Consider the following 23,518-nt stretch of genomic DNA (forward strand, 5'->3'; position numbering starts at 1 on the left):
GTGTTTTTTTGGAACCATCCCGGTGCCTGCCCGTTAGACCATGGTTGAGCTGAAAAGGAGGCCGATGATGCACACTTCGACCCATGTTCCCGACAAACGCACAGAGGCGTCCGACCGCATGAAGCGGGCGAAGCCGAACCGCATGCAGAAGGCGCAAGTGCTGCCGCCGCACCATGTCGACCTGACGTTGACGCCCGGCATCTATCACGACATTCACGTGCCCGCCCACGTCACCGGCGCCGATCTTTCCAAGGGTGGCCCAGACATCAAGGGCGCCGACTTCAAGGGCAATGCGGCGAGCAAGAAATAACCGGCATTCCGCACGCGTCTTTGGCGCGTCGACAGTCAATTCGAACAGGTGAGAAATATATGACGATCAACTTTGTGCCCCGCGAGATCTTCATCCGGCACGAAAATGAATGGCAGGCCGCACGCGAGGCGGCGGACGAGCGCATCGATATCGGAAAAGGCCAAAAGCCGCTCGCCCCGTCCATCGGCGCCAAGGCATCGGTTGGGAAAAGCGATCCTTCGGCCACACGCTCGGAATGAGCAGACCGGCCGTCACGCTGATACGGACGCCGGGCATTATGCCGGGCGTTTCGCCTTATCGAGGTTTATCCTCATCGACACGCTGCCCGGAATTGTAGCCGAGCCGTCGTTCGAGCTTACCGAAGGCAAAGAGCACGCAGATGGCGGCCAGCGCCGTGAAGAAGGCGATCGGCCAATAACCGAAGCCCATGGCAAGGCCGATCGCGCCGGAAAGCCACATGCCGGCCCCCGTCGTCAGCCCGTGCACCCGGCCTCTGGCAAAAACAATCATGCCGGCGGCAAGGAAAGCGACGCCGGCGGTCACGGCTTCGATGACGCGCAGCGGATCGATCCGTACCTGCTCATCATCGGCAAAACCCGGCATGTGCACCGCTTCGATCGAAATGATGGCAAAGAGGGCCGCGGCAAGACTGATCAGAATATGGGTGCGGAAGCCTGCCGGGCGGTCGCGTGCCTCACGCTCGAAGCCGATCAGCCCGCCGAAGACAATGGCGCCGAGCAGGCGGGCGAAGATGACGGGATAATGAATGCGCGACGCCGGTATCATGTCGGCGATGATCAGTTCCATGGATTTTTTCCTACCGCATATGAATTTTTCGCTGGCTAACGTGTGAGCGCTAGATTTGTTCGGCTTTTTTCACCGGTGCGGGTGGATTGCCCCACGGGCGTCTCCACTGACGGTCGATGCCTGCGCGACACTCGAGGCACAGATCGGTGAAACCGGCATCATCCTGTCGCCGCGCCAACCTTTCAGAAAGGATTGGGCGGCGATAATTGCGGCCTCACGGGAATCGGACAGATGGCCAAGACAGCGACACGCGGCCGCCGCAGGGCGCCGGCGAGAGGAAAGAGCAAAACGCGCAGCAGCGGTGGCGGATTGTTGCCCTGGGCGGTGATCGGCATTGCCGCGATCGGCGGTATCGTCGCCCACGACCATTGGAAGAGCATCGAGCCGATGCTCCCACGGCAATCGGCGCCGATCGCACGGGACGCAGCGGAGCCGGGGCCTGTCCGGAAGGATGTGCCGCCGAAGCAGGTGGCGCTTGCCACACCCACGCCGAAAGCGGCACCGCCGGTGAAACAATCGCAGTTGCTGCCGCCGGCGACGATCCCGACGCCGACGATCCAGCCGGTCAAGGCGGCGCCGTCCCCGGTTTCCCCTGCCGCTCCGGAAAGCGGGACGGTCGCCTTCGGTTATTGCGGCCAGGGCGCGCATATCAACTGTGTCGGCGACGGCGGCGTCTTCTGGTACAAGGGCGAGAAGATCGTGATCGCCGACATGGCAAGCCCCGCCGTCGACCAGGCGCGTTGCGACGGCGAACGCCGGGTGGCCTTTGCCGCCAAGTCGCGGCTGCTGGGGCTCCTGAACGCCGGACCGTTCACGATGAATGCCGCGGGCAAAGCCGAGCCTTCAGGCGCGCCGCGCGTCGTCTCGCGTGACGGGCGCTCCTTCGGCGCGCAACTGATCAATGAGGGGCTGGCGCGTAAGCCGGGGGCTGCCGGCGGCGCCTGGTGCGCCTGACGGCATCCGGCTTTTTCAGCGAAGCATAGCCGCAAAGCTCTGGCGCAGTCTGCCGGAGCTTCTTGCTATTTACCTTTCTTCACCAGCTTGCCGCCGGTGCGGAAGCTGCCGGTAAAGGAGGAATCCTTGCTTTCGGCCGTGCATTCAATGGCGATCGGCTTGCCGGCATAGGGATTGCCGAAGGTGCAGAAGCCGGCGACCTTGACCTCTCCGGTCATCTTGTTGCCCACACCGGTGGTGACGAGGCTGAGCGGCAGGCGGGCATTGCCGTTGGAAGCGGGCTTGATGCCGCTGCCGTCGCCCTGAAAGCCGAGCGCCTTGCCCTCCGAGGTGAAGATGAAGGTCACCACGCCATTGGCCAGCGTGACGCTGGCAAGCTCGTTCTTGCAGCCCTTGGTGGCGTCGAACTTGGCGACAACCAGCTTGGCGCATTTGCCGGAAAGGGTAATGACGCCGGGTGCGCCGGGAAAGGTCTCAGGCGGAGACGCCGGCGCGGCGAAGGCCGGCAAGGCAAAGGCGGCGGAAAGCGCGGCGGCGACAAGCGTAGATAATTTCATTTCGATCTCGAACCCCATGTCCTGGCGAGGCGAATCACGACCTCAGCCTCGATTCGCCATGGCATGGTTCTGTGTCCGAATTTGGCTCCGTCGGCAACGGCACCAAGATTTCATCGACTGCCAGGCTGGGTCAGCGATCGGTGGCGGGTGAGCGAAAGGTGGGTCCCACAGCCAATTGAAGCCGACCCGGATCATGTACGGGCTCTTCACCCGCAAGCCCCTTGCACTGCAACGGGCCGGATTTGGGAGGCGTTCCGGTCTCAAGAATTCGAAAATCCCCGTGGCGGGGATTTATCAACGATGTCAGGGAGATCGGATGGTGGGCGTGACAGGGATTGAACCTGTGACCCCTACGATGTCAACGTAGTGCTCTCCCGCTGAGCTACACGCCCATCCGATGGCGGCGCATAGATCACAAAACCTTTGGAGCCGTCAATAGGCTTTTTGCAGTTTTGTGACGCGCCGCCCGGCAAGCCTTATGCGGCAAGCATTTTGTTGACCTCGTCGACGAGGTCGCGCAGGTGAAATGGCTTGGAAAGGACCTTGGCATCCTTCGGCGCCTTCGAATCAGGGTTCAGCGCCACGGCGGCAAAACCGGTGATGAACATCACCTTCAGGTCGGGGTCGAGTTCGGTGGCGCGGCGCGCCAGCTCGATGCCGTCCATCTCGGGCATGACGATATCGGTCAGCAGCAGAGAAAACGGCTCCTCGCGCAGCCGGTCATAGGCACTGGCGCCATTGTCATAGGAAAGGACCTTGTAACCGGCCTTTTCGAGCGCTTTCACCAGGAAGCGGCGCATGTCGTTGTCGTCTTCTGCGAGAAGTATCTTCTGAGTCATCAATCCAGACCGCTGATCAATAAGTTTTTGGTGGGTGCCCGGGGTTTACACTAGTCTTTACCCGGTAAACAACCGGTGAATTGCCTGTGCGCGACCGCCATCCCGTCTACATAGTATGGACTTGGGGCCGGGCAACTGGCAACATGGGCAAAGCAGTCAGTTCATGACATGGTAAAGAGGGCCGAAAGTGCCGGAGATACGCGAATACGAGCTTTTTGAGGTTCATGAGCCCGTGTCGCAGACCATTCCCTTCGTCTACAACTCCCCTCATAGCGGCCGTATTTATCCACCGGAATTTATCGCGCAGTCCAGGCTCGAGGGCATCGCCATCCGCCGTTCCGAGGATCATTATGTCGACGAGCTGTTCGGCTCGGCCGTGGCACTCGGCGCACCGCTGCTGGCCGCCAACTTTCCGCGCGCCTATCTCGACGTCAATCGCGAGCCCTACGAGCTCGATCCGCGGATGTTCGACGGACTGCTGCCGCCCTATGCCAATATCAATTCGCTCCGGGTCGCCGGCGGGCTCGGCACCATTCCGCGCATCGTCGCCGAGAACATGGAGATCTATGCGCGGCGGCTGCCGGTGCAGGAGGGGCTGGATCGGGTCGAAGCGGTCTACAAGCCCTATCATGCGACGCTCCGGCGGCTGATCGCGCGAACGCATGTGCAGTTCGGTTTCGGGGTGCTGATCGACTGCCATTCGATGCCCGGCAATGTGCGCGTCGCCGGCAGCACCGCGCGGCCGGATTTCATCATCGGCGATCGTTACGGCACCAGTGCTTCGGCCGAACTTTCGCGCGCCGCCATCGCCATCCTCGAGGAAATGGGCTTTGCGGCGATCCGCAACAAGCCTTATGCCGGCGGCTTCATCACCGAACATTACGGCCGGCCCTCCCGCGGGCTGCATGCGCTGCAGATCGAAGTGAACCGGGCGATCTATGTCGACGAGGTAACGCTGGAAAAACGCGCCGACTTCGCCGCAGTGGCCGAGGCGGTCACGGTTTTCATGCAGCAGATGGCGGATTATGTCGAGAAATTCGCCGGCGACCGGGCGCTGGCTGCCGAATAAATCTGCATTTCGATTTCGGTGACGTTGGCCCCAGTCTTGCCGGCCAAAAAAAACCGCGCTGTAAGCGCGGCTAAGTCTAGGGAGGAAACACCCAAGGAGGGTATTTACAGTCAGAAGACTGTACTAAGGACGCTACTATTGCGTTGCACAAATGTCAAGCAATATATTGCGCTGCGACATCTTTGGGCAGGCGAGCTGGCGCGTCGCGACCTTTCAGCTTTGCTCCTCGCCCTTTAGCCTTTTGTTTTTGCACATGTCGTTGCGCCAAAAGCGCTTCGCGCTTTGCCTGGGGAAAACCGCTGCACCCTTTTGCGCGACATGCTTCAGCCGCCAGCGTTTGCATTCCTGCCGCTTTTCGCTATGAAAGCCCACTCCCCGCCAGCAAATGGATCGACCATGCTTCCTGATCGCTCGTTCTTCAACCGTCTGGCGGAGGCCGCCAAGGCGGAGACGCTGCCGCGCTTCCGCTCCGGCCTCGATATCACCAACAAGCTTTCTTCCGGTTTCGATCCGGTGACCGAGGGCGACCGGGCGGCCGAACTCGCCATCCGGGCGCTGATCGAGGAGAATTTTCCCGATCACGGCATTCTCGGCGAGGAGCACGGCAATGTCGGGCTCGACCGCGACTACGTCTGGGTCATCGATCCGATCGACGGCACGCGCGCCTTCATCTCCGGCCTGCCGGTGTGGGGAACGCTGATCGGCCTGCAGAAAGAAGGGCGAGCGATCATGGGCATGATCGAGCAGCCTTTTACCGGCGAGCGCTATTTCGCCGACCAGAACGGCTCGATCTATAGCGGGCCGGAGGGCGAGCGGCGGCTGGCGACGCGCCCATGCGACGCACTTTCCAACGCCATTTTGTTCACCACCTCGCCGCATCTCTTCGCCGGCGCGGAGATGGAGAAATACCGCAAGATCGAGAGCCAAGTGCGGCTCTTCCGTTACGGCTGCGACTGCTACGCCTATGCGCTGCTTGCCGCCGGCCATATCGATCTCGTCGTCGAAAACAGCCTGAAGCCCTATGATGTCGGCGGCATCATTCCTGTCATCGAAGGGGCGGGCGGCATCATCACCACTTGGGACGGCGGACGGCCCGAAAACGGTGGCTCGATCATCGCCGCCGGTAGCCGGGCGGTCTACGATCAGGCGATCGCCATCCTGCAGCGTTGATCCCCCGGTCAGCTTTGCTGATCCGGCTCAGGTGCCGAGGGCGGCGACGTCCTGGTTTTCTTCGGCATCGCTGCCGGGAATGAAGGCGTTGAAGGCGGCGAGGGCGGCGGCGCGATAGGTATCCCGTTCCTGGAAGATCTCGTGGCGGGCGCCGTTGATTGGCACTAGCTGGCCGGCGCGGAAATAACGCGAGAGCCGCTCCTGCGCCGTATAGGGCACAACGCCGTCACGCGTCGGGGCGATGACGATGGTCGGGATGGTGATCGAGAAGAGATGGTAGGGCGACGTGACCCGGTCCATCGTGCGAAAAGCCTCGGTCAGCCAGCGGGCCGTCGGCGGCCCGAGCGTCAACTCCGGATGGGCCTTCATCATCGCGACATTGCGCTCGAAGCGGGTTTCGTCCGAGGTCAGCGGGTTGTCGCGGAAATCCGGCTCCTTCAGCTTCGAGGTCAGCGGCAAGGAACCAAGGCCGATTGCCGTCAACGTGCCGGCCAGGGTGCGGATGACGCGGGGCGAGGCCGACTGGCCGGTCAGGCCGATGAAGGGCGCCGACAGCACCATGCGATCGATACGGGTGGTAAGATAGGGCGCGGCCGAGAGCGCGATCAGCCCGCCGGTGGAGTGGGCGAGCAGGTAGAAGGGCAGGCGGGTATCCGGCAGCACCACCTTTTCGAGGAAGGTGTCGAGATCACGCTCGTAATCGACGAAGCGGCGGATGTGGCCGTGGTTGCGGCGCTTCAGGAGCCGTCCAGAACCGCCCTGGCCGCGCATATCGAAGGTGGCGACCCAGAGGCCTTTGGCCGTCAGGTCGCGGATCGTCTCGAAATATTTCTCGATATATTCGTTGCGGCCATGCAGGATGACCACCGTGCCCTTGGCGACCTGGGCGCCTGAGCGGAAAACGGCGTAGCGCAGCCGGTGGCCGTCATGGGTTTCGAAGAACCCTTCCGTGCGGTTTTCCGGGGCGGGATTGTCGGGCGTCGAATAGAGAACCTGATCCATGACTTTGCCAATGCACCGCTGCTGACTGCTTCGCATCAGGGATAGCGCATGGCATCCGGCTTGGAAAGCGGCGACCCTGCAAGGCTGTAAAGCAACGAAAAGGGCCGGCAGGAGCATGAGGGTGCTCACAGCCGGCCGAGTTTGAGGCTGAAGAAGAAGGGACGATGCACTTCAGCCATCGGGACCAGATTCACCCGACGCGGCTATCTCTAGGCGGATGGGTGTGAATGGGCTCCGAACCGGCCGTTCATGCGGGGTTCACGGGGCCGATCGGGTGATTTCGAAAGGGTCTTGAACTCGTCAAATTCCATCACCATCTCCTTGCTGCGGGTGCCGAAGAGGGCCCGCGCAACCGTCCCGAGGCCGCCAAAGATGGGGTGTCAGGGGCATTTTATCGCAACACGTCGCTTCCACAGGAGGACATCATGCGTCACGTAGACTTCTCTCCCCTTTATCGCTCGACCGTCGGTTTCGACCGGCTCTTCACCATGCTCGACAGCCTTGCCCAGCCGGAGCAGGCCCAGACCTATCCGCCCTATAATATCGAGCGCACCGGTGACAATACCTACCGGATCACCATGGCGGTGGCCGGTTTCGACGAGACCGAACTTTCGATCGAAGCCCATGCTCATGTCCTGTCCGTCAAGGGTGAAAAGAGCGAGGAGCCTGCCGAGAGCGGCGAATTCCTCTACCGCGGCATTGCCAAGCGCGCCTTCGAGCGCCGCTTCCAGCTTGCCGACCATGTCGAGGTGACTGCCGCTTCGCTGAAGAACGGCCTGCTGCACATCGACCTTCTGCGCAACATTCCCGAGGCCATGAAGCCCCGGAAGATTACGATTGCCGCAGAGCCGGTCGAGGCTCCGAAGGCTATCGAGGCGCAGGTCATCAACGACTGATCACTTTCCCTTAACGGGAAAAATGAACGGCGCTCCGATCGGGGCGCCGTTTTTTATTGTGACTCAGGCCGGGCTGGCGGCTTCGTCTATTTCCTTTTCGGTTGCGCGGCGGGCCGCGGCGGCGGCGTATTTCTGGGCGATAACGGCGCAGACCATCAGCTGGATCTGGTGGAACAGCATCAGCGGCAGCACGATGGCGCCGATCGACTGGCCAGCGAAGATGACGTTTGCCATCGGCACGCCGCTTGCGAGGCTCTTCTTCGAGCCGCAGAAAGTGATGGTGATCTCGTCGGCCTTGCCGAAGCCGAGCCAGCGGCTGCCGAACATGGTCAACACCAGCACGATGCCCAGAAGAAGCATATCGGCGACGATGACGACGGCGATATCGGCGAGCGAGAAGGTGTGCCACAGTCCCTCGACGACCGCCGTCGAGAAGGCGAGATAGACCACCATCAGGATCGAGCCGCGATCGACAGGCATGAGGATTTTCTTCTTGGCGCGGATCCAGTCGCCGATCCAGGGCTGCAGGATCTGGCCGACGATGAAGGGGGCGAGCAGTTGCAGCAGGATCTGCTGCAGCGCGTCGAAGGAGAAGCCGCCATGGCCGCCGACGGAAAACAGCAGGCCGACGAGCAGCGGCGTCAGGAACATGCCGAAGATGTTGGAGGCCGAGGCCGAGCAGATGGCGGCAGGCACATTGCCGCCGGCCATCGAGGTGAAGGCGATCGACGACTGCACCGTCGACGGCAGCACGCAGAGGAAGAGAATGCCGAGATAGAGCGGCTGCGGCAGGATCGTGTCGGGGATGAAGCCGAGGCCGAGACCAAGCAACGGGAAAATGCCGAAGGTCGTCAGCAGGATGGCGAGATGCAGGCGCCAGTGCAGCAGGCCTGCAATCACGACGTCGCGCGAGAGGCGGGCGCCATGCAGGAAGAACAGCAGCGCAATGGCAAGATCGGTGGCGATGCCGAAATAACCTGCGAATGCGCCGCTCGCCGGCAGCAGCGAGGCGAGAATGACGGTGCAGACCAGCAGGGTCGTGAACGTGTCGGGCAGAAAGCGGCGCATGGCGGTCTCGCGGCTTGATAAATTTGAATTGTTTTGTCGTCCATTATGATCCACGATGCAAGGAATAACAGTTATTAAGAAACTGGATTAAAATGCTGGACCTTTCGCAACTGCGCAGTTTTGTCGCCGTCGAACAGATGGGCAGCTTTACGCTGGCGGCGGAAAGCCTCGGCCTCGGCCAGTCGACGGTGAGTCAGCACATCCAGCGGCTGGAGGCGGCACTCGGGCGCAAGCTCCTGGCGCGGGACACGCATAAGGTCATACTGACCGGCGATGGCGAGGCGCTACTGTCGCATGCGCGCAGCATGCTTTCGATCGAGGGGCAGGTGCAGTCGTTGTTTCGCAGCAACAGCCTGCGCGGCAGCCTGCGGCTCGGCGTGTCGGAAGATTTCGTCACCAGCCAGTTGCCGGCGGTGCTGGAGGATTTCGTTCGCTCGCACCCTTCAGTCGACCTGGAGCTGACGGTGGCGCTCTCCGGCGTGCTCTACGAGATGCAGGACAATGGCGAAATCGATTTGGTGCTTGCCAAGCGCCGGCTCGGCGATGCCCGCGGAAAGCTGGTCTATCGCGAGCCGCTCGTCTGGCTGGCGCGCGATCCGGAGCGTGTGCTGGCCTCCGGACCTTTGCCGCTGATCGCCTTTCCGCCGCCGAGCGTCACCCGGGCGATCGCCCTGGAGGCGCTGGCGCGAAATGGTGTGGCGTGGCGGATCGTCTGCACCTGCGGGAGTCTCAGCGGATTGACCGCGGCTGCGCGGGCCGGGATGGGCGTGCTGGTGCAGCCGCGCAGCATGGCGCCTTCAGGGCTGAAGGAGATCGCCGCGTCAAAACTTCCGCTGCTGGAGGATGTGGAATTCGTGCTGGTGCCGCGCAAGGGGGCGGACCAGGCGCTGGTCGCCGCCCTGTCGGACGATATCCTGCAGAAGGTGCGGCGGCTGAAGTCAGCGTGAGTGATTGCCGTAGTCAGGAAGCCAGGCACTTCAGGAAACCATCCACATCCGCTTCCGTCGTCGCGAAGCTGGTGACGAGCCGGATCAGGATTTCGTTTTTGGACACCAGTTCGGGCGCTGCCGCCGGCACCGGCCATTCGTAGAATTTAGCGCCTCTTTCCTCGGCGGTTTGTGCCGCATGTTTGCTGACTACGGCAAAGACTTCGTTGGAAGCGGTCGGCCAGGCAAGGCGGGCGGCGTTGCTGGCGCCGATGCCGGCGCGCATGCGGTCCGCCATGCCGTTTGCGTGGCGGGCAAGATCAAGCCAGAGGCCGTTTTCGAAATAGGCATCGAACTGGGCGGCGATGAAACGCGATTTGGAAAAGAGCTGGGCGGCGCGCTTGCGGATGAAGGGCATGTCGCGCGCCCGCTCCGGATCGAAAAAAACGATCGCCTCAGCACACCAGCAGCCGTTCTTGGTGCCGCCGAAGGACAGCATGTCGACGCCGCGTTTCCAGGTCATTTCGGCCGGTGTAGCACCAAGGGCGACCAGCGCGTTGGCGAAGCGGGCGCCGTCCATATGGAGCGGCAAGTTGCGCTTTCCGGCGATGGCGGCGATCTCGCCGATTTCCGGCAGGGAATAGACGGTGCCGATCTCGGTTGTCTGAGTGATGGTCACCGCGCTGGCGCGTCCGTGACGGAGGGCGTCCTCGGGAAAGTTTGCGATTTTCGCCGAAAGTTTCGCCGGATCGATCTTGCCGGCCTCGCCGTCGACGGCGACGAGGCGGGCGGAGCCGGAGAAGAATTCCGGCGCGCCGCATTCATCCTCGATCACATGCGCCTCGGAATGGCAGAAAGTAATGCCGCCAGGGCGTTGGACGCTTGCCAGCGACAGGGAATTGGCGGCCGTGCCGGTGGCGACGAAGAAGACGGAAACCTCGCGTTCGAAGATCTCGCAGAAGCGGGCCTCGACTTTTTTGTCAAGATCGCCGGCGCCATAGGCCGGGGCAAAACCAGCCGATTCCGCCAGCAGGCGTTCGGCAATGGATCTGTGGGCGCCGGCCCAATTGTCGGATGCAAAGAACATAGCGGAGACCGTGGGGAGTGAAACAGATTGGGAGGTTCGCAGCGGAGATTACGTCAATCCTTCACGGGATCAAGGCTATTGCCGATAATCCATCACGAAAAGCGAACGGCGCAATCAATAAATAAAATAAGCCGTGTTGACGTAATTTTATTTCGCCATTGCGACTTATTTGGTAATCTTCCTTCGCAAAATGACGATTTTCGACATGGCGCTCTTGCGAAGCCAAATGCTTTCTGGCATAGAGCAGATGAATTAGGACAGTGTTGCTGTCCTATTTTGGCCCTTGCGGCCGAAGAGGCGCCAAAAGCCCTGGAACAGGCGGGCTTTCACGCTATAGTTCTTTCGAGCGCCAAGCCCCAGGACGGGTGGCGCGCGGAGGCGAATGGCAGGCGCGGAACGCGACGGTTTGCTTTCCTTATAAGCAGATGTCTGCGGCCGATCTTCACAATGCAACAGCGCTGTCATGCGCCGAACCTATTTTGGTTGCGGCGCGCGACGAAAAACCGCCCGCGGCCCCGCGGGCTTCGACAGGAGGAAAGATGATGACGAAGACGCCATCCATGGAATTTGACCGGTTCGCTGCTGCAGAGGTGCGCGCGACGGCCAATAAGTCCAAATCCGCCTCCGGCCTGCCGAAGAAACAGGGCCTTTACGATCCCCGCAACGAACATGATGCCTGCGGCGTCGGCTTCGTCGCGCATATGAAGGGCGAGAAGTCGCACCAGATCGTCAAGGACGGCCTCTTCATTCTCGAGAACCTGACGCATCGCGGCGCCGTCGGCGCCGATCCGCTGATGGGCGACGGCGCCGGCATCCTGGTGCAGATCCCCGACCGGTTCTTCCGCGAGGAGATGGCCGCGCAGGGCATCACCCTGCCGCCGGCTGGCGAATATGGCGTCGGCCATATCTTCATGCCGCGCGATGAAAAGCAGATCGAGCACTTCAAGAAGGTGATCAAGGACGTCATTGAAGAGGAAGGCCAGGTCCTGATCGGCTTTCGTGACGTGCCGGTCGATAATTCCTCGCTGTCCAAGGCGCCGGCAATTGCCGCGACCGAGCCGCACCATGTGCAGGTTTTCATCGGCGCCGGCGAGGATGCCGAAAACAACGACGAGTTCGAGCGCCGGCTGTTCACGCTGCGCAAGGTGATCTCCAACCGCATCTATGACGAGTTCGATGGCGAGGAGAGCAATTTCTATCCGGTGTCGCTGTCGTCGGCGACAGTGGTCTACAAGGGCATGTTCCTGGCCTATCAGGTCGGCGCCTATTATAAGGATCTGGCGGACCCGCGTTTCGAAAGCGCGGTCGCCTTGGTGCATCAGCGCTTCTCGACCAACACCTTCCCGTCGTGGAAGCTCGCCCATCCCTACCGCATGGTCGCCCATAACGGCGAAATCAACACGCTGCGCGGCAACGTCAACTGGATGGCGGCGCGCCAGGCCTCGGTCTCCTCGCCGCTGTTCGGCGAAGACATCTCCAAGCTCTGGCCGATTTCCTATGAGGGACAGTCGGACACCGCCTGCTTCGACAATGCGCTCGAATTCCTGGTGCGCGGCGGCTATTCGATGGCTCATGCCGTCATGATGCTGATCCCGGAGGCCTGGGCCGGGAACCAGTCGATGGCTCCGGAACGCAAGGCCTTTTACGAATATCACGCCGCCCTGATGGAGCCCTGGGACGGGCCGGCTGCCGTTGCCTTCACCGACGGCAAGCAGATCGGCGCGACGCTCGACCGCAACGGCCTGCGGCCGGCGCGCTACCTCGTGACTGACGACGACCGCGTCATCATGGCGTCCGAAGCCGGCGTGCTGCCGGTTCCGGAGGAGAGGATCATCCAGAAGTGGCGCCTGCAGCCGGGCAAGATGCTGCTGATCGACATGGAAGAAGGCCGTATCATCTCCGACGACGAGGTGAAGTCCAAGCTTGCGACGGCGCATCCCTATCGCAGCTGGCTCGGCCGCACCCAGTTGATCCTCGAAGAGCTGAAGCCGGTGGAGCCGCGGGCGCTGCGCCGCGACGTGTCGCTGCTCGACCGCCAGCAGGCCTTCGGCTACACGCTCGAAGACACCCGCATCCTGATGTCGCCGATGGCGACGACGGGCCAGGAGGCGATCGGCTCGATGGGCACGGACACGCCGATCTCGGCGATGTCGGAAAAGCCGAAGCTGCTCTACACCTACTTTAAGCAGAACTTCGCCCAGGTGACGAACCCGCCGATCGATCCGATCCGCGAAGAGCTGGTCATGAGCCTGGTCTCCTTCATCGGCCCGCGCCCGAACATCCTCGACCACGAAGGCATGGCGAACGCCAAGCGCCTCGAAGTGCGCCAGCCGATCCTGACCAACGGCGATCTCGAGAAGATCCGCTCGATCGGCCATACGGAGGACCGCTTCGACACCAAGACGCTCGATTTCACCTATGATATCGAGCGGGGTGCTGCCGGCATGCCCGAAATGCTCGACCGGCTCTGCGAGCGCGCGGAAGCGGCCGTCAAAGGCGGCTACAACATCATCGTGCTCTCCGACCGCCAGATCGGGCCGGATCGAATCGCCATTCCGGCGCTGCTGGCAACGGCGGCAGTGCACCATCACCTGATCCGCAAGGGGCTTCGCACCTCGGTCGGCCTCGTCGTCGAGACCGGCGAACCGCGCGAGGTCCATCATTTCTGCCTGCTCGCCGGCTACGGCGCCGAAGCGATCAACCCCTATCTTGCCTTCGACACGCTGCTCGACATGCATGCCAAGGGCGAATTCCCGAAGGAAGTCGACGCCTCGGAAGTCGTATACCGTTACATCAAGGCGGTCGGCAAAGGCATCCTCAAGGTCATGTCGAAGATGGGCATTTCGACCTATCAATCCTATTGCGGCGCGCAGATCTTCGATGCGATCGGCCTGTCGTCGGAACTCGTCGACAAGTATTTCTTCGGCACCGCGACGATGATCGAAGGCATCGGCCTCGAGGCGATCGCCGAAGAGACCGTCGCGCGCCATAACGCGGCCTTCGGCACCGATCCGCTGCTGGCCACGACGCTCGATATCGGCGGCGAATATGCCTACCGCATGCGCGGCGAAAGCCATGCCTGGACGCCGGATGCGGTTGCCGCCCTGCAGCACGCCGTGCGCGGCAATGCCGAGGACCGCTACCGCGAATTCTCCGAGATGGTCAACGATTCGGCGCTGCGGATGAACACGATCCGCGGGCTGTTCAACATCAAGAGCGCCGAGGCGCTCGGCCGCAAGCCGGTGTCGATCGACGAGGTCGAGCCGGCGGCCGATATCGTCAGGCGGTTCTCGACCGGGGCGATGTCCTTCGGCTCGATCTCCCGCGAGGCGCATACGACGCTGGCGATCGCCATGAACCGGATCGGCGGCAAGTCGAACACCGGCGAGGGCGGCGAGGAATCCGACCGCTACATGCCGCTCTCCGATGGTTCGAGCAACCCGGAACGTTCGGCGATCAAGCAGATCGCGTCGGGCCGCTTCGGGGTCACGACCGAATATCTGGTCAACGCCGACGTGCTGCAGATCAAGGTGGCGCAGGGCGCCAAGCCCGGCGAGGGCGGCCAGCTGCCGGGTCACAAGGTCGACGCGACGGTTGCCAAGACCCGCCACTCGACGCCGGGTGTCGGCCTGATTTCGCCGCCGCCGCACCACGACATCTATTCGATCGAGGATCTGGCGCAGCTGATCTACGATCTGAAGAACGTCAACCCGACCTCCGATGTCTCGGTCAAGCTGGTCTCCGAAGTCGGCGTCGGCACGGTTGCCGCCGGCGTCGCCAAGGCGCGCGCCGACCATATCACGGTCGCCGGCTTCGACGGCGGCACCGGTGCGTCGCCGCTGACCTCGCTCAAGCATGCCGGCAGCCCGTGGGAAATCGGCCTTGCCGAAACCCAGCAGACGCTGGTGCTGAACGGCCTGCGGTCGCGTATTGCACTGCAGGTGGATGGCGGCCTGAAGACCGGCCGCGATGTCATCATCGGGGCGCTGCTCGGCGCCGACGAATTCGGCTTCGCCACCGCGCCGCTGATCGCGGCCGGCTGCATCATGATGCGCAAGTGCCATCTCAACACCTGTCCGGTCGGCGTGGCAACTCAGGATCCCGTGCTGCGCAAGCGCTTCAAGGGCACGCCGGAGCACGTCATCAACTACTTCTTCTTCGTTGCCAACGAAGTGCGCGAAATCCTCGCTTCGCTCGGGTTCACCCGGCTCGACGAGATCATCGGCGCCTCGGAGCTGCTGGAGAAGGACGAGATGCTGGCCCATTGGAAGGCAAAGGGGCTCGACTTCGGCCGCATCTTCCATAAGGTCGATGCCGCCAAGGAAGAGACTTTCTGGACGAGCCGGCAGCAGCACCCGATCGACGATATTCTCGACCGCGCGCTGATTGCGCAGGCTGAGCCGGCGTTGACCGACAAGACGCCCGTCGCCTTCGAGGTCGACATCAAGAACGTCGACCGTTCGGCAGGCGCGATGCTGTCCGGCGAGGTCGCCAAGCGTTATCGCCACCGCGGGCTGAAGGAAGACACGATCAATGTCACGCTGCGCGGCACGGCGGGTCAGAGCTTCGGCGCCTTCCTGGCGCGTGGCATCACCTTCAACCTGATCGGCGACGGCAACGACTATGTCGGCAAGGGACTTTCGGGCGGCAAGATCATTATCCGGCCGCCGGAAAATTCGCGGATCGTCGCCGAAAACTCGATCATCGTCGGTAACACAGTGCTTTATGGCGCAACCGAGGGCGAATGTTACTTCCGCGGCGTGGCGGGCGAACGGTTCGCTGTCCGCAACTCGGGAGCGATCGCCATCGTCGAGGGTGTCGGCGACCATGGCTGCGAATACATGACCGGCGGCGTCGTCGTCGTGCTCGGCGCCACCGGCCGCAACTTCGCGGCCGGCATGTCCGGCGGTGTCGCCTACGTGCTCGATGAAACCGGCGATTTCGCCAGCCGCTGCAACATGGCGATGGTCGAGCTCGAGCCGGTGCCGGAGGAGGACGACATGCTGGAGAAGCTTCATCATCACGGCGGTGATCTCATGCACAAGGGGCGTGTCGACGTCTCGGGCGACATGACCCGTCATGACGAGGAGCGCCTTTACCAGCTGATCTCCAACCATCTGCACTATACGGGCTCCACCCGCGCCAAGCAGATCCTCGATCACTGGGCCGACTACCGTCCGAAATTCCGCAAGGTCATGCCTGTGGAATACCGACGTGCGCTTGAGGAAATGGAGCGCAGCCGGATGGGCATCGCCGCCGAGTGATTTGCACCGGGATATTCGCCACGGGCTGATTGCAGGTGGCGAATATCGGAAACGTCTCGATGATCCGTGACGATCATGCCGGCGGCCGATGGCCGTCGAGATCGCCCGGAAGTTTCAGGGGATATGTTCCAATGACGGTCAAGAGAAGCAACCCGCCCGGAATGCCGGGACTGACGACAGACAATTGGCCGCGGATGAGGCGGTCATGAGGGTAAGGGACGAAGAGATGGGTAAGGTAACAGGGTTTCTGGAAATCGACCGGCAGGTGGCGAAGTACCAGCCGGCGTCGGATCGTATCCGCCATTTCCGCGAATTCACGATCCCGATGTCGGATCCGGAAGTGCAGAAACAGGCCGCGCGCTGCATGGACTGTGGCATCCCCTACTGTCACGGCCCCACCGGTTGCCCTGTGCACAACCAGATCCCCGACTGGAACGACCTCGTCTACAACAACAACTGGGAAGCGGCGATCCAGAACCTGCATTCGACCAACAACTTCCCGGAGTTCACCGGCCGTGTCTGCCCGGCGCCTTGCGAGGAAGCCTGCACGCTGAATCTCGAAGATGCGCCGGTTGCCATCAAGACGGTCGAGCAGGCGATCGCCGACAAGGCCTATGAACTCGGCTTCATCCGGCCGCAGCCGGCCACCGTTCATACCGGCAAGAAGGTCGCGGTGATCGGCTCCGGTCCCGCCGGCATGGCGGCTGCCCAGCAGCTCGGCCGCGCCGGCCACGAGGTGCATGTCTATGAACGCGAGACGAAGCCGGGCGGCCTGCTGCGTTACGGCATTCCCGATTTCAAGATGGAGAAGAACTTCATCGACCGCCGCGTCGAGCAGATGAAGGGCGAGGGCGTCACCTTCCATTGCGGCGTCAATGTCGGCGTCGACATCAAGGTCGAGCAGTTGCTCGCCGATCACGATGCCGTTCTCTATTGCGGCGGCTCCGAGACACCGCGCGAGGCGGGCATTCCCGGCACGGACCTTGCCGGCGTGCATGACGCGATGCCTTATCTCGTGCAGCAGAACCGCCGCGTCGGGCGCGAGAACATCGACAGCGTCGGCTGGCCATCGGACCCGATTCTGGCCGGCGCCAAGCATATCGTCGTCGTCGGCGGTGGCGACACGGCTTCGGACTGCGTCGGCACGGCGTTCCGCCAGGGCGCCGTCAAGGTCACCCAGCTCGACATCCGGCCGCAGCCGCCGGAGAAGGAAGATAAGCTCGCCGTCTGGCCCTTCTGGGCGACGAAGATGCGCACCTCCTCCTCGCAGGCCGAGGGCGCCGTGCGCGAGTTCCAGGTGGCGACGCTGGAATTCGTCGGCGAAGACGGGGTGCTGACCGGCGTCAAGTGCTGCGAGGTCGACGAGCGCCGGCGGCCGGTTCCGGGCACGGAATTCGTCATCCGCGCCGATCTCGCCTTCATCGCCATCGGTTTCCGCGGGCCGTTCACGACAAGCGTGCTGAAGGAGCTTGAGGGAAAGCTGACGCTCAACACCGACAGACGCGGTTCGACCAATGTCGTCGCCAACGACCGCGACTACAAGACGTCGGTCGACAAGTTCTGGACGGCGGGCGATGTGCGCCGCGGCCAGTCGCTGGTGGTCTGGGCAATCCGCGAAGGCCGCCAGGCGGCGCGCGCCATCGACGAGGCGCTGATGGGGTCGAGCGTTCTGCCGAACTGACCGCAGGCCGCATAGAGCGAGACAAAACTCCGCCTTTCCGGCGGAGTTTTTTATTGGGGGGATGCGCTGGTGCGACCGCCGCTGGTGCGACCGCTTGACGCGGAGGCATCCGCCGCAAGCCTCAAGCAATGCCGGGAGGCGAGATTTTCCAGCGGGCGCCGAGCTCAGGAGGAGCCGGCCGCGACCGACGCCGCACAGGCATTTCACCAGGATTTTTCACATGGTTTCCGCAGTTGACAGCACCCGGCTGGTTTCGGCCCAATATGCCCTGAAAAACCTTCGCAGCTCCGACGACGACAGTTCGCAGGATAGGCAGAGTTCGTCGGTCGCCAGTATCCTGAGCGCCTACGGGCTCGATTCGAGTTCCGCTTCGCTGCTTTCCAATCAGGCACTGTCCGGGCTGCTCGACACGCTTTCATCCCAGAGCGATACATCAGATCGGACTGACGCGACCGAAGACGGCGCCGCCGTGACCAGCGCTTCCTTCATGTCGATGCTGAAAGAGCAGTTGCAGGATGCGGCTGCGGCCGAAGGCGAGAGCGGCAAGGCCCATGATATGCTGGCCGCGCTGGAGGCCGGCACGCTGACCATCACCGATCCGACGCAGGGCGTATCGATTACCGCCTGGGACGTCGACGATCCCGACGAGGCCGATACTGAAAGCAAAGCCGGCAAGGCGATCGATGTCAGCGGCTGGAGCGATTTTCTCGGTGCGCATCTGGAGCGCGGCGCCGATGGCGCTTTCGTCAAGGAGAACGGCAGCTATGTCGATCAGACGACCGACAGCAACGCCTTCTTCGGCCTGATCGGCTCGAACTATTATTATCTGAGCTGGCCGCAGGCGGCGTCGACGTAAACGGAACGAAGAGGAAGGCTGCCGCGCGGACTTTTTATTTGACCGAGACTTCGGCTGGCGTCTTTGCCGCAGGCAGGCGGTAATCATCGACGCGGCCGGGCGGCGCCGGCGTCATTTCGCCCTGGTCGACCAGAAGGTCGCGGGGCGATCGCGTCAAAGCCGTTGGCGGAGGCCTGGCGCCGAGAAGCTCGGCGCCGCCGTCGAGATTAGGGTCGGAGAGGCTAATCGGCACGGTATGTTCGACCGGATTGGTGGGAAGGCCGAGGCCGGGCAGATTGCTTTCGTCCAGGCGGACCAGATCGGGGCTTGCCTGGGTGCCGAGAAGGCGGCGCGCCGGTTTTTCCACATAGAAGGCAATCTTGCGCCGGCCGGCCTGTGTCAGGTTGATGCCATCGGAGGTGCGCAGACGCACCTGCTGGCCGTTCACATCGGAGCCGGTGACGATGTAGTTGCCGTTTTCATCGACGAAACCATCCCAGATATCGACGAATTCGCCGCCAATGCTTTCGACCTGGTTGCGGTAAAGCTGGTTCATCTGAACGGCATCGGCCGTCATCTGATCGGATTCGAAGGCGGGCAGCCCGACCCAGAGCAGCGGGATCTTGCGGTCGGTGACTTCTTTGCCGAAGGATAGGACGCGGCTTGTGTATTCGGTAAACCAGCCGTCGGTGCGGAATTTTTCCTTGGCGGTATCGGTCATCATCTGCTGGCGGTCGTTGGCGCCGATCATGACGACGACCATTGCCGGCTTCAGCTCGTCGATCATCTTCGGCAGCTGTTCCGGCCAGTCGTAATAATCGTCGCGGACGAGACCCGATGAGACATTGCCGCGGGCTTCGACGACGACGCCGGGCGAGGTTTCGAAGGCGGCGGTCAGACCGTCGCCGAGGCCGCTGGCGAGGAAATCGCCGACGATCAGGATTTTCTTGGCATCGCCGAGCTTCTGCACAACCGGCTCGTCTTGCACGGGCGGCCGCACCGGCGGCGCGGTGCGGGTATTGACCACCGCCTTCTGCGCCGGCGGGCGCTTGCGCTGCTGCTGCTGGCGCCTCGGCTGCGGGGCATCCGGGGCCTGCGGACCGTCATCGAGATAGCGCCGGCCTAGGAAGAAATCGAGGATCGACCGGCGTTGGTAGCGCTGCTGCTCCTGGGCCTCGGCGACATGCACCGGCGCAAGCGCGCCGATGCATAGCGACGCCGCCGTCAAGGCGAGCATCAGCCAACGGACTGGGGTTCGATCAATTTTCTTCATCATGGGCAGTTCCGCATCTGCCGGCATTTTGCACGCAGGGCAGGCCAGCGTCCACTCCCGCTGTTATCTAGGTCACGATTCCGCCGCTTCTAGCGACGAAGGGCGTTCAGAAGCGGCAATGATGGTTCGCCATCCGGTTGCATGCCGATGCGCTGCTGCACGGCTGAAATCGCCGCCTTCGACCCGGAGCCGAAATTGCCGTCGACCTCGCCATTGTAATAGCCGAGTGTCTTCAGACGGGTCTGCAGCTCGAATTTTTCGGTGATGTCGAGGGCGCCGTCCGGGCGCGGCCAGCGCTGCTGCATGCCGCCATAGCCGGCGATCTGGTCGGCCAGCAGGCCGACGGCAAGCGCGTAGCTGTCCGAGGCATTGTAGTTCTTGATGGTGAAAAAGTTGGCGGTCATCAGGAAGCCCGGGCCGTTCGGTCCGGCCGGCATTTTCAACATGGCCTTGGTGGCGCCTTCGCGGAAGGCCTTGCCGTTCGGACGGGTCAGGCCGAGCGCTGCCCATTGGGCGAGCGTATGGGTCTTGCCCACCTGCTTGGCGGCTGCGGCGGGAACGACAGCCTCGTAGCCCCAGGTCTTGCCGGTATCCCAGCCGTTCTTCATCAGCAGATTGGCCGAGGTCGCCAGCGCATCGGGCACGGAGTTCCAGATGTCGCGATGGCCATTGCCGTCGGCATCGACGGCGTAAAGCAGGTAGCTTGTCGGAATGAACTGGGTGTGGCCCATGGCGCCCGCCCAGGAGCCGGTCATCTCGCGGGCCGGCACGTCGCCGTTCTGCAGGATCTTCAGCGCGGCGACCAGCTGCTTCTTGGCGAATTTGGCGCGGCTCGGATCGGCATAGGCAAGGGTTGCCAGCGCGCGCGGCACGTAGTGCAGCCGGTCGTCCTTGTCGAGGATCGCACCGTAGTTCGATTCCATCGACCAGATGGCGAGCAGTATGGTCTTGTCGACGCCGAATCGCTGTTCGATCGCAGCGAGCGTTCTGGCGTGCTTTGCGGCCATCTCACGGCCGATCTTGACCGTATACGGATTGACGCGGGAATCGACGTAGTCCCAGATCTTCGAAGTGAATTCAGGCTGGTAGGCCGCCTTTTCGAGCACGGTCGGATCGGGCTCGCTCACCCCAGAAAAGGCCTTTTGATAGGTTGCCTTACTGATGCCACTCTGAGCGGCTGTTTGGTAAAAATCCGCGATCCATTTCTGGAACCGGGAATCGGCTTTCGCGTTGTCGGGGACCAGTCCCACATGGGCGGCGACAATGAGGGCGAGAGCAAGACCACGAAGGGAGTATTTGTGATTCTGGGTCATCGACAGTCTTATCCGTCATCTTCAGTTTCTGGCGCAGCGGCGCATCATGTCCGCCCAGACCCGAGACTACAGGAACGGAGTCAACAAATTCTTTACCATGGCGATCCGCTGCGGTCACCATTTGCAAAACAGTAGCAATTCTATACTAGTTAAAGCTAAAAAGCTCCATTTCCAAAGCGATATGAATCGAAGCAGGAGGCCGGGTGTGGCTCAACACAACAAAGTTCGTAAAGCAGTATTTCCGGTTGCCGGGTTGGGAACGCGATTCCTCCCTGCAACCAAGGCTGTTCCGAAAGAAATGTTGACCGTCGTCGACAAGCCGATCATTCAATATGTCGTCGACGAGGCGATCGAGGCCGGGATCGAACATCTGGTTTTCGTCACCGGACGCAACAAGCACGTCATCGAAGATTATTTCGACATCCATTTCGAGCTGGAGCAGACGCTCAAGGAGCGCGCCAAGAAGGCTGAGATTACCCTTCTCGCCCAGCAATTGCCGAAGGCCGGCACGGTGAGCTTCACCCGCCAGCAGGAGCCGCTCGGCCTCGGCCACGCGGTCTGGTGCGCCCGCGAGATCGTCGGTGACGAGCCCTTCGCTCTGCTGCTGCCCGATATGATCATGAAGGGCGACAAGGGCTGCATGAAGGGCATGATCGACCTTTACGGCCAAAGCGGCGGCAATATCATCGCCGTCGAGGAATGCGCGCCCGATCAGGCGCATAAATACGGCATCGTCGGCGTCGGCGAGGCGATCGGCGAGGGCTTCCGAATCACCGGCATGGTGGAAAAGCCCGCCAAGGGAACGGCGCCTTCCAACTTCTTCATCAACGGCCGCTACATCCTGCAGCCGGAGATTTTCAAGATCCTCGAAACCCAGGAGCGCGGCGCCGGCAACGAGATCCAGCTCACCGACGGCATGCTGAAGCTGCTGAAGGAACAGGATTTTGCCGGGTATCACTTCCGCGGCACGACCTACGACTGCGGCGCCAAGGATGGCTTCATCCTGGCAAATGTCGCCTATGCCCTCGAACGCGCCGATATCCGCCCGACCGTCGAAGGCGGTTTCAAGGAATTGCTGGCCGGCCTGCGGTAAGTTTTCCGCACAGCTTTCAATGACAAGCGCCGCGCATCCTCCCAGATGCGCGGCGCTTTAGCTTGTTGTTTTATGCATGCCGTTATCCCGGAACCGCTGCACACTTCCGGGCGACATGCATTAGCACTCGATCAGTTCGGCCGGCTGATCTCGTCCAGATACCAATCGATATAGCGCAGCTCGTTCTGCTCCATCGGCGCGATCGGTCCCGGCAAAAAATAATGCGAGAGAACGCCGCGCGAAGTATGCTCGATGATGGCCTTGTCCTCGTCGGTCGTCACCGTCCAGAGCCACACGAGCTTGGCGAGATCATAGTCTCTGCCCTCCTCGGCTTCACTGTTGACGAGCCAGATCAGTTCCATCTCGCAAGCTGTCGGGCCCTTCGGAATAAAGCGATAGATCATGCCGTGGTCGGGATAGCAGACGAGAAATGAGGTGCCGCCGAGATGGACTGAGGTGACGCCGCCATCAAATTCCGTAAATCGGCCCATCAGCATGCTGAGCGGCGAGCCGTCCTGGCTGCCGGTCTTAACACCGTCATAAAGCGCATAGCGGAACGCGTGGATGGCTTCTCTGCCCGTCGCGGATGTCTGCCAGTGATCGCCGGAACCGACCGCGATGCCGAGGGCGCATGTGCGTTCCTCCATCGCGGCGTTCAGCGCCTCGATCATGTGCAGCGGCTGTTCCAGCGCATGAGTCTGCGAATATTCGGGGTGCGCCGGGCCGCAATGGTAGCATTCCACATAATTTTCCACCGCCAGCTTCCAGTTGGCGTCGACAGGATAGGTCTGCCGATGCGCCACCTTAGCCTGCCGCCAGCCATATTGGCCGCAGGTCGCATGGAGCAGATTTTCGACCTCGGAGAAATCGAGCGGGTCGTCTGCGAAGGAAATGAAGATCAAGCCTTCGACCACACGGACATGCAGCGTCTTCAGTCCGTAATCCTCCCGCTTGAAATCTTTTGGCATCAGCCTTGCTGCCTTCAGGCTTCCATCATTGCCATAGGTCCAGGCATGGTAGGGACAGACGAAGATACGGGTATTGCCCTTATCCCGGGTGCAGACCTCGGCGCCGCGATGGCGGCAGACATTGAGCAGCGCATGAATTGTTCCATCGGCATGTCGCGTGACGATCACCTGCTCCGAGGCCATGCGAAACACTTCGAAGTCATTCGGCTTCGGAACAACGCTCTCATGCGCGAGGCAATGCCAATGGCGGCGGAACACGCGCTCCAGATCACGCTCATAAATGTCCGGATCCATGTAGAATGGCCGGGCAAGACCGTGGCCCGGCTTATGAGCCGCAATGAGCTGATCGATGCGGTCGACCGATGGCGCAGCCGGTGTTTGGGTTTCATGTGCTAGCATGGGAATG

At 62.1% G+C, this 23,518-nt stretch carries 21 protein-coding genes and 1 tRNA gene; 11 read left to right on the forward strand and 11 right to left on the reverse strand.

Going from position 1 to position 23,518, the window contains the following annotated elements; all coding sequences use genetic code 11:
* The first annotated feature begins 64 nt into the window (after positions 1-64).
* Together ATY75_RS11135 and ATY75_RS11140 are read left to right on the forward strand one after the other, a co-directional pair.
* Positions 65-310, forward strand: coding sequence for a hypothetical protein (locus ATY75_RS11135; RefSeq protein ID WP_190241343.1), 246 nt, complete (start codon positions 65-67; stop codon positions 308-310).
* Between the two features lie 59 nt (positions 311-369).
* The gene (locus tag ATY75_RS11140) at positions 370-549 is read left to right on the forward strand and encodes a hypothetical protein (protein ID WP_064840710.1); all 180 of its coding nucleotides are present in this window, start codon (positions 370-372) and stop codon (positions 547-549) included.
* 55 nt (positions 550-604) lie between these two features.
* On the opposite strand, the gene ATY75_RS11145 is transcribed toward ATY75_RS11140, so the two are convergent.
* Complete coding sequence (locus ATY75_RS11145; RefSeq protein WP_088937583.1) at positions 605-1,117, reverse strand: MgtC/SapB family protein; 513 nt, start codon at positions 1,115-1,117, stop codon at positions 605-607.
* A 231-nt stretch (positions 1,118-1,348) separates the two neighbouring features.
* Between ATY75_RS11145 and ATY75_RS11150 the strand changes: the two genes are divergently transcribed.
* Complete coding sequence (locus tag ATY75_RS11150; RefSeq protein WP_088937584.1) at positions 1,349-2,071, forward strand: hypothetical protein; 723 nt, start codon at positions 1,349-1,351, stop codon at positions 2,069-2,071.
* Positions 2,072-2,136: 65 nt separating this feature from the next.
* Here the strand turns inward: ATY75_RS11150 and ATY75_RS11155 are convergent, their stop codons facing one another.
* From ATY75_RS11155 to cpdR1, 3 genes are all read right to left on the reverse strand, one after another.
* Positions 2,137-2,628 carry a hypothetical protein gene (locus ATY75_RS11155; RefSeq protein WP_245317556.1) on the reverse strand — a complete coding sequence of 164 codons (492 nt, stop codon included), beginning with the start codon at positions 2,626-2,628 and terminating at the stop codon, positions 2,137-2,139.
* A 317-nt stretch (positions 2,629-2,945) separates the two neighbouring features.
* Positions 2,946-3,020: transfer RNA gene (locus ATY75_RS11160), tRNA-Val, on the reverse strand.
* Positions 3,021-3,104: 84 nt separating this feature from the next.
* The gene (cpdR1, locus tag ATY75_RS11165) at positions 3,105-3,467 is read right to left on the reverse strand and encodes a response regulator CpdR1 (protein ID WP_003542883.1); all 363 of its coding nucleotides are present in this window, start codon (positions 3,465-3,467) and stop codon (positions 3,105-3,107) included.
* Positions 3,468-3,654: 187 nt separating this feature from the next.
* Between cpdR1 and ATY75_RS11170 the strand changes: the two genes are divergently transcribed.
* Entirely contained in the window at positions 3,655-4,536 is an 882-nt protein-coding gene (locus ATY75_RS11170; RefSeq protein WP_088937586.1) for an N-formylglutamate amidohydrolase, read from the forward strand.
* A 154-nt stretch (positions 4,537-4,690) separates the two neighbouring features.
* On the opposite strand, the gene ATY75_RS33860 is transcribed toward ATY75_RS11170, so the two are convergent.
* Complete coding sequence (locus tag ATY75_RS33860; RefSeq protein WP_143535289.1) at positions 4,691-4,879, reverse strand: hypothetical protein; 189 nt, start codon at positions 4,877-4,879, stop codon at positions 4,691-4,693.
* A 53-nt stretch (positions 4,880-4,932) separates the two neighbouring features.
* Here ATY75_RS33860 and hisN point away from each other — a divergent pair, with 53 nt between their 5' ends.
* A complete protein-coding gene (gene hisN, locus ATY75_RS11175; RefSeq protein WP_088937751.1) occupies positions 4,933-5,706 on the forward strand; it encodes a histidinol-phosphatase in 774 nt (257 codons plus the stop codon).
* A gap of 27 nt (positions 5,707-5,733) precedes the next feature.
* Here the strand turns inward: hisN and ATY75_RS11180 are convergent, their stop codons facing one another.
* On the reverse strand, positions 5,734-6,708 hold the full coding sequence (locus ATY75_RS11180) for an alpha/beta hydrolase (RefSeq protein WP_088937587.1): 975 nt from the start codon (positions 6,706-6,708) through the stop codon (positions 5,734-5,736).
* Between the two features lie 425 nt (positions 6,709-7,133).
* Here ATY75_RS11180 and ATY75_RS11185 point away from each other — a divergent pair, with 425 nt between their 5' ends.
* On the forward strand, positions 7,134-7,604 hold the full coding sequence (locus ATY75_RS11185) for an Hsp20 family protein (RefSeq protein ID WP_064841446.1): 471 nt from the start codon (positions 7,134-7,136) through the stop codon (positions 7,602-7,604).
* A gap of 63 nt (positions 7,605-7,667) precedes the next feature.
* Here the strand turns inward: ATY75_RS11185 and ATY75_RS11190 are convergent, their stop codons facing one another.
* A complete protein-coding gene (locus ATY75_RS11190; protein WP_088937588.1) occupies positions 7,668-8,672 on the reverse strand; it encodes a bile acid:sodium symporter family protein in 1,005 nt (334 codons plus the stop codon).
* Between the two features lie 92 nt (positions 8,673-8,764).
* Here ATY75_RS11190 and ATY75_RS11195 point away from each other — a divergent pair, with 92 nt between their 5' ends.
* Positions 8,765-9,619, forward strand: coding sequence for a LysR substrate-binding domain-containing protein (locus ATY75_RS11195; protein ID WP_088937589.1), 855 nt, complete (start codon positions 8,765-8,767; stop codon positions 9,617-9,619).
* Between the two features lie 13 nt (positions 9,620-9,632).
* Here ATY75_RS11195 and ATY75_RS11200 read toward each other — a convergent pair whose 3' ends face one another.
* Positions 9,633-10,685: a low specificity L-threonine aldolase gene (locus ATY75_RS11200; protein ID WP_088937590.1), complete on the reverse strand. Its 1,053-nt coding sequence runs from the start codon at positions 10,683-10,685 to the stop codon at positions 9,633-9,635.
* 539 nt (positions 10,686-11,224) lie between these two features.
* Between ATY75_RS11200 and gltB the strand changes: the two genes are divergently transcribed.
* The 3 genes from gltB (at position 11,225) to ATY75_RS11215 (ending at position 18,486) form a co-directional block, all read left to right on the forward strand.
* Entirely contained in the window at positions 11,225-15,949 is a 4,725-nt protein-coding gene (gene gltB / locus ATY75_RS11205) for a glutamate synthase large subunit (RefSeq protein ID WP_190241344.1), read from the forward strand.
* A 226-nt stretch (positions 15,950-16,175) separates the two neighbouring features.
* Positions 16,176-17,630, forward strand: coding sequence for a glutamate synthase subunit beta (locus ATY75_RS11210; protein ID WP_088937591.1), 1,455 nt, complete (start codon positions 16,176-16,178; stop codon positions 17,628-17,630).
* A 220-nt stretch (positions 17,631-17,850) separates the two neighbouring features.
* A complete protein-coding gene (locus ATY75_RS11215) occupies positions 17,851-18,486 on the forward strand; it encodes a hypothetical protein (protein ID WP_088937592.1) in 636 nt (211 codons plus the stop codon).
* Between the two features lie 34 nt (positions 18,487-18,520).
* Here the strand turns inward: ATY75_RS11215 and ATY75_RS11220 are convergent, their stop codons facing one another.
* Together ATY75_RS11220 and ATY75_RS11225 are read right to left on the reverse strand one after the other, a co-directional pair.
* A complete protein-coding gene (locus ATY75_RS11220; protein WP_190241345.1) occupies positions 18,521-19,765 on the reverse strand; it encodes a DUF459 domain-containing protein in 1,245 nt (414 codons plus the stop codon).
* A 62-nt stretch (positions 19,766-19,827) separates the two neighbouring features.
* Entirely contained in the window at positions 19,828-21,051 is a 1,224-nt protein-coding gene (locus ATY75_RS11225) for a lytic murein transglycosylase (protein WP_088937593.1), read from the reverse strand.
* A gap of 205 nt (positions 21,052-21,256) precedes the next feature.
* Here ATY75_RS11225 and galU point away from each other — a divergent pair, with 205 nt between their 5' ends.
* Entirely contained in the window at positions 21,257-22,144 is an 888-nt protein-coding gene (gene galU / locus ATY75_RS11230; RefSeq protein WP_064840699.1) for a UTP--glucose-1-phosphate uridylyltransferase GalU, read from the forward strand.
* A 131-nt stretch (positions 22,145-22,275) separates the two neighbouring features.
* On the opposite strand, the gene ATY75_RS11235 is transcribed toward galU, so the two are convergent.
* Entirely contained in the window at positions 22,276-23,511 is a 1,236-nt protein-coding gene (locus ATY75_RS11235) for an aromatic ring-hydroxylating dioxygenase subunit alpha (protein WP_088937594.1), read from the reverse strand.
* Between the last annotated feature and the right edge of the window lie 7 nt (positions 23,512-23,518).

The organism is Rhizobium sp. N122 (assembly GCF_002211295.1).
Lineage (GTDB): Bacteria > Pseudomonadota > Alphaproteobacteria > Rhizobiales > Rhizobiaceae > Rhizobium.

Coding starts and splice junctions, on each gene's coding strand:
- ATY75_RS11135 (WP_190241343.1), top strand. CDS start 65: ATGATGCACACTTCGACCCATGTTCCCGACAAACGCACAGAGGCGTCC.
- ATY75_RS11140 (WP_064840710.1), top strand. CDS start 370: ATGACGATCAACTTTGTGCCCCGCGAGATCTTCATCCGGCACGAAAAT.
- ATY75_RS11145 (WP_088937583.1), bottom strand. CDS start 1,117: ATGGAACTGATCATCGCCGACATGATACCGGCGTCGCGCATTCATTAT.
- ATY75_RS11150 (WP_088937584.1), top strand. CDS start 1,349: ATGGCCAAGACAGCGACACGCGGCCGCCGCAGGGCGCCGGCGAGAGGA.
- ATY75_RS11155 (WP_245317556.1), bottom strand. CDS start 2,628: ATGAAATTATCTACGCTTGTCGCCGCCGCGCTTTCCGCCGCCTTTGCC.
- cpdR1 (WP_003542883.1), bottom strand. CDS start 3,467: ATGACTCAGAAGATACTTCTCGCAGAAGACGACAACGACATGCGCCGC.
- ATY75_RS33860 (WP_143535289.1), bottom strand. CDS start 4,879: ATGCAAACGCTGGCGGCTGAAGCATGTCGCGCAAAAGGGTGCAGCGGT.
- hisN (WP_088937751.1), top strand. CDS start 4,933: ATGCTTCCTGATCGCTCGTTCTTCAACCGTCTGGCGGAGGCCGCCAAG.
- ATY75_RS11180 (WP_088937587.1), bottom strand. CDS start 6,708: ATGGATCAGGTTCTCTATTCGACGCCCGACAATCCCGCCCCGGAAAAC.
- ATY75_RS11185 (WP_064841446.1), top strand. CDS start 7,134: ATGCGTCACGTAGACTTCTCTCCCCTTTATCGCTCGACCGTCGGTTTC.
- ATY75_RS11190 (WP_088937588.1), bottom strand. CDS start 8,672: ATGCGCCGCTTTCTGCCCGACACGTTCACGACCCTGCTGGTCTGCACC.
- ATY75_RS11195 (WP_088937589.1), top strand. CDS start 8,765: ATGCTGGACCTTTCGCAACTGCGCAGTTTTGTCGCCGTCGAACAGATG.
- ATY75_RS11200 (WP_088937590.1), bottom strand. CDS start 10,685: ATGTTCTTTGCATCCGACAATTGGGCCGGCGCCCACAGATCCATTGCC.
- gltB (WP_190241344.1), top strand. CDS start 11,225: ATGATGACGAAGACGCCATCCATGGAATTTGACCGGTTCGCTGCTGCA.
- ATY75_RS11210 (WP_088937591.1), top strand. CDS start 16,176: ATGGGTAAGGTAACAGGGTTTCTGGAAATCGACCGGCAGGTGGCGAAG.
- ATY75_RS11215 (WP_088937592.1), top strand. CDS start 17,851: ATGGTTTCCGCAGTTGACAGCACCCGGCTGGTTTCGGCCCAATATGCC.
- ATY75_RS11220 (WP_190241345.1), bottom strand. CDS start 19,765: ATGCCGGCAGATGCGGAACTGCCCATGATGAAGAAAATTGATCGAACC.
- ATY75_RS11225 (WP_088937593.1), bottom strand. CDS start 21,051: ATGACCCAGAATCACAAATACTCCCTTCGTGGTCTTGCTCTCGCCCTC.
- ATY75_RS11235 (WP_088937594.1), bottom strand. CDS start 23,511: ATGCTAGCACATGAAACCCAAACACCGGCTGCGCCATCGGTCGACCGC.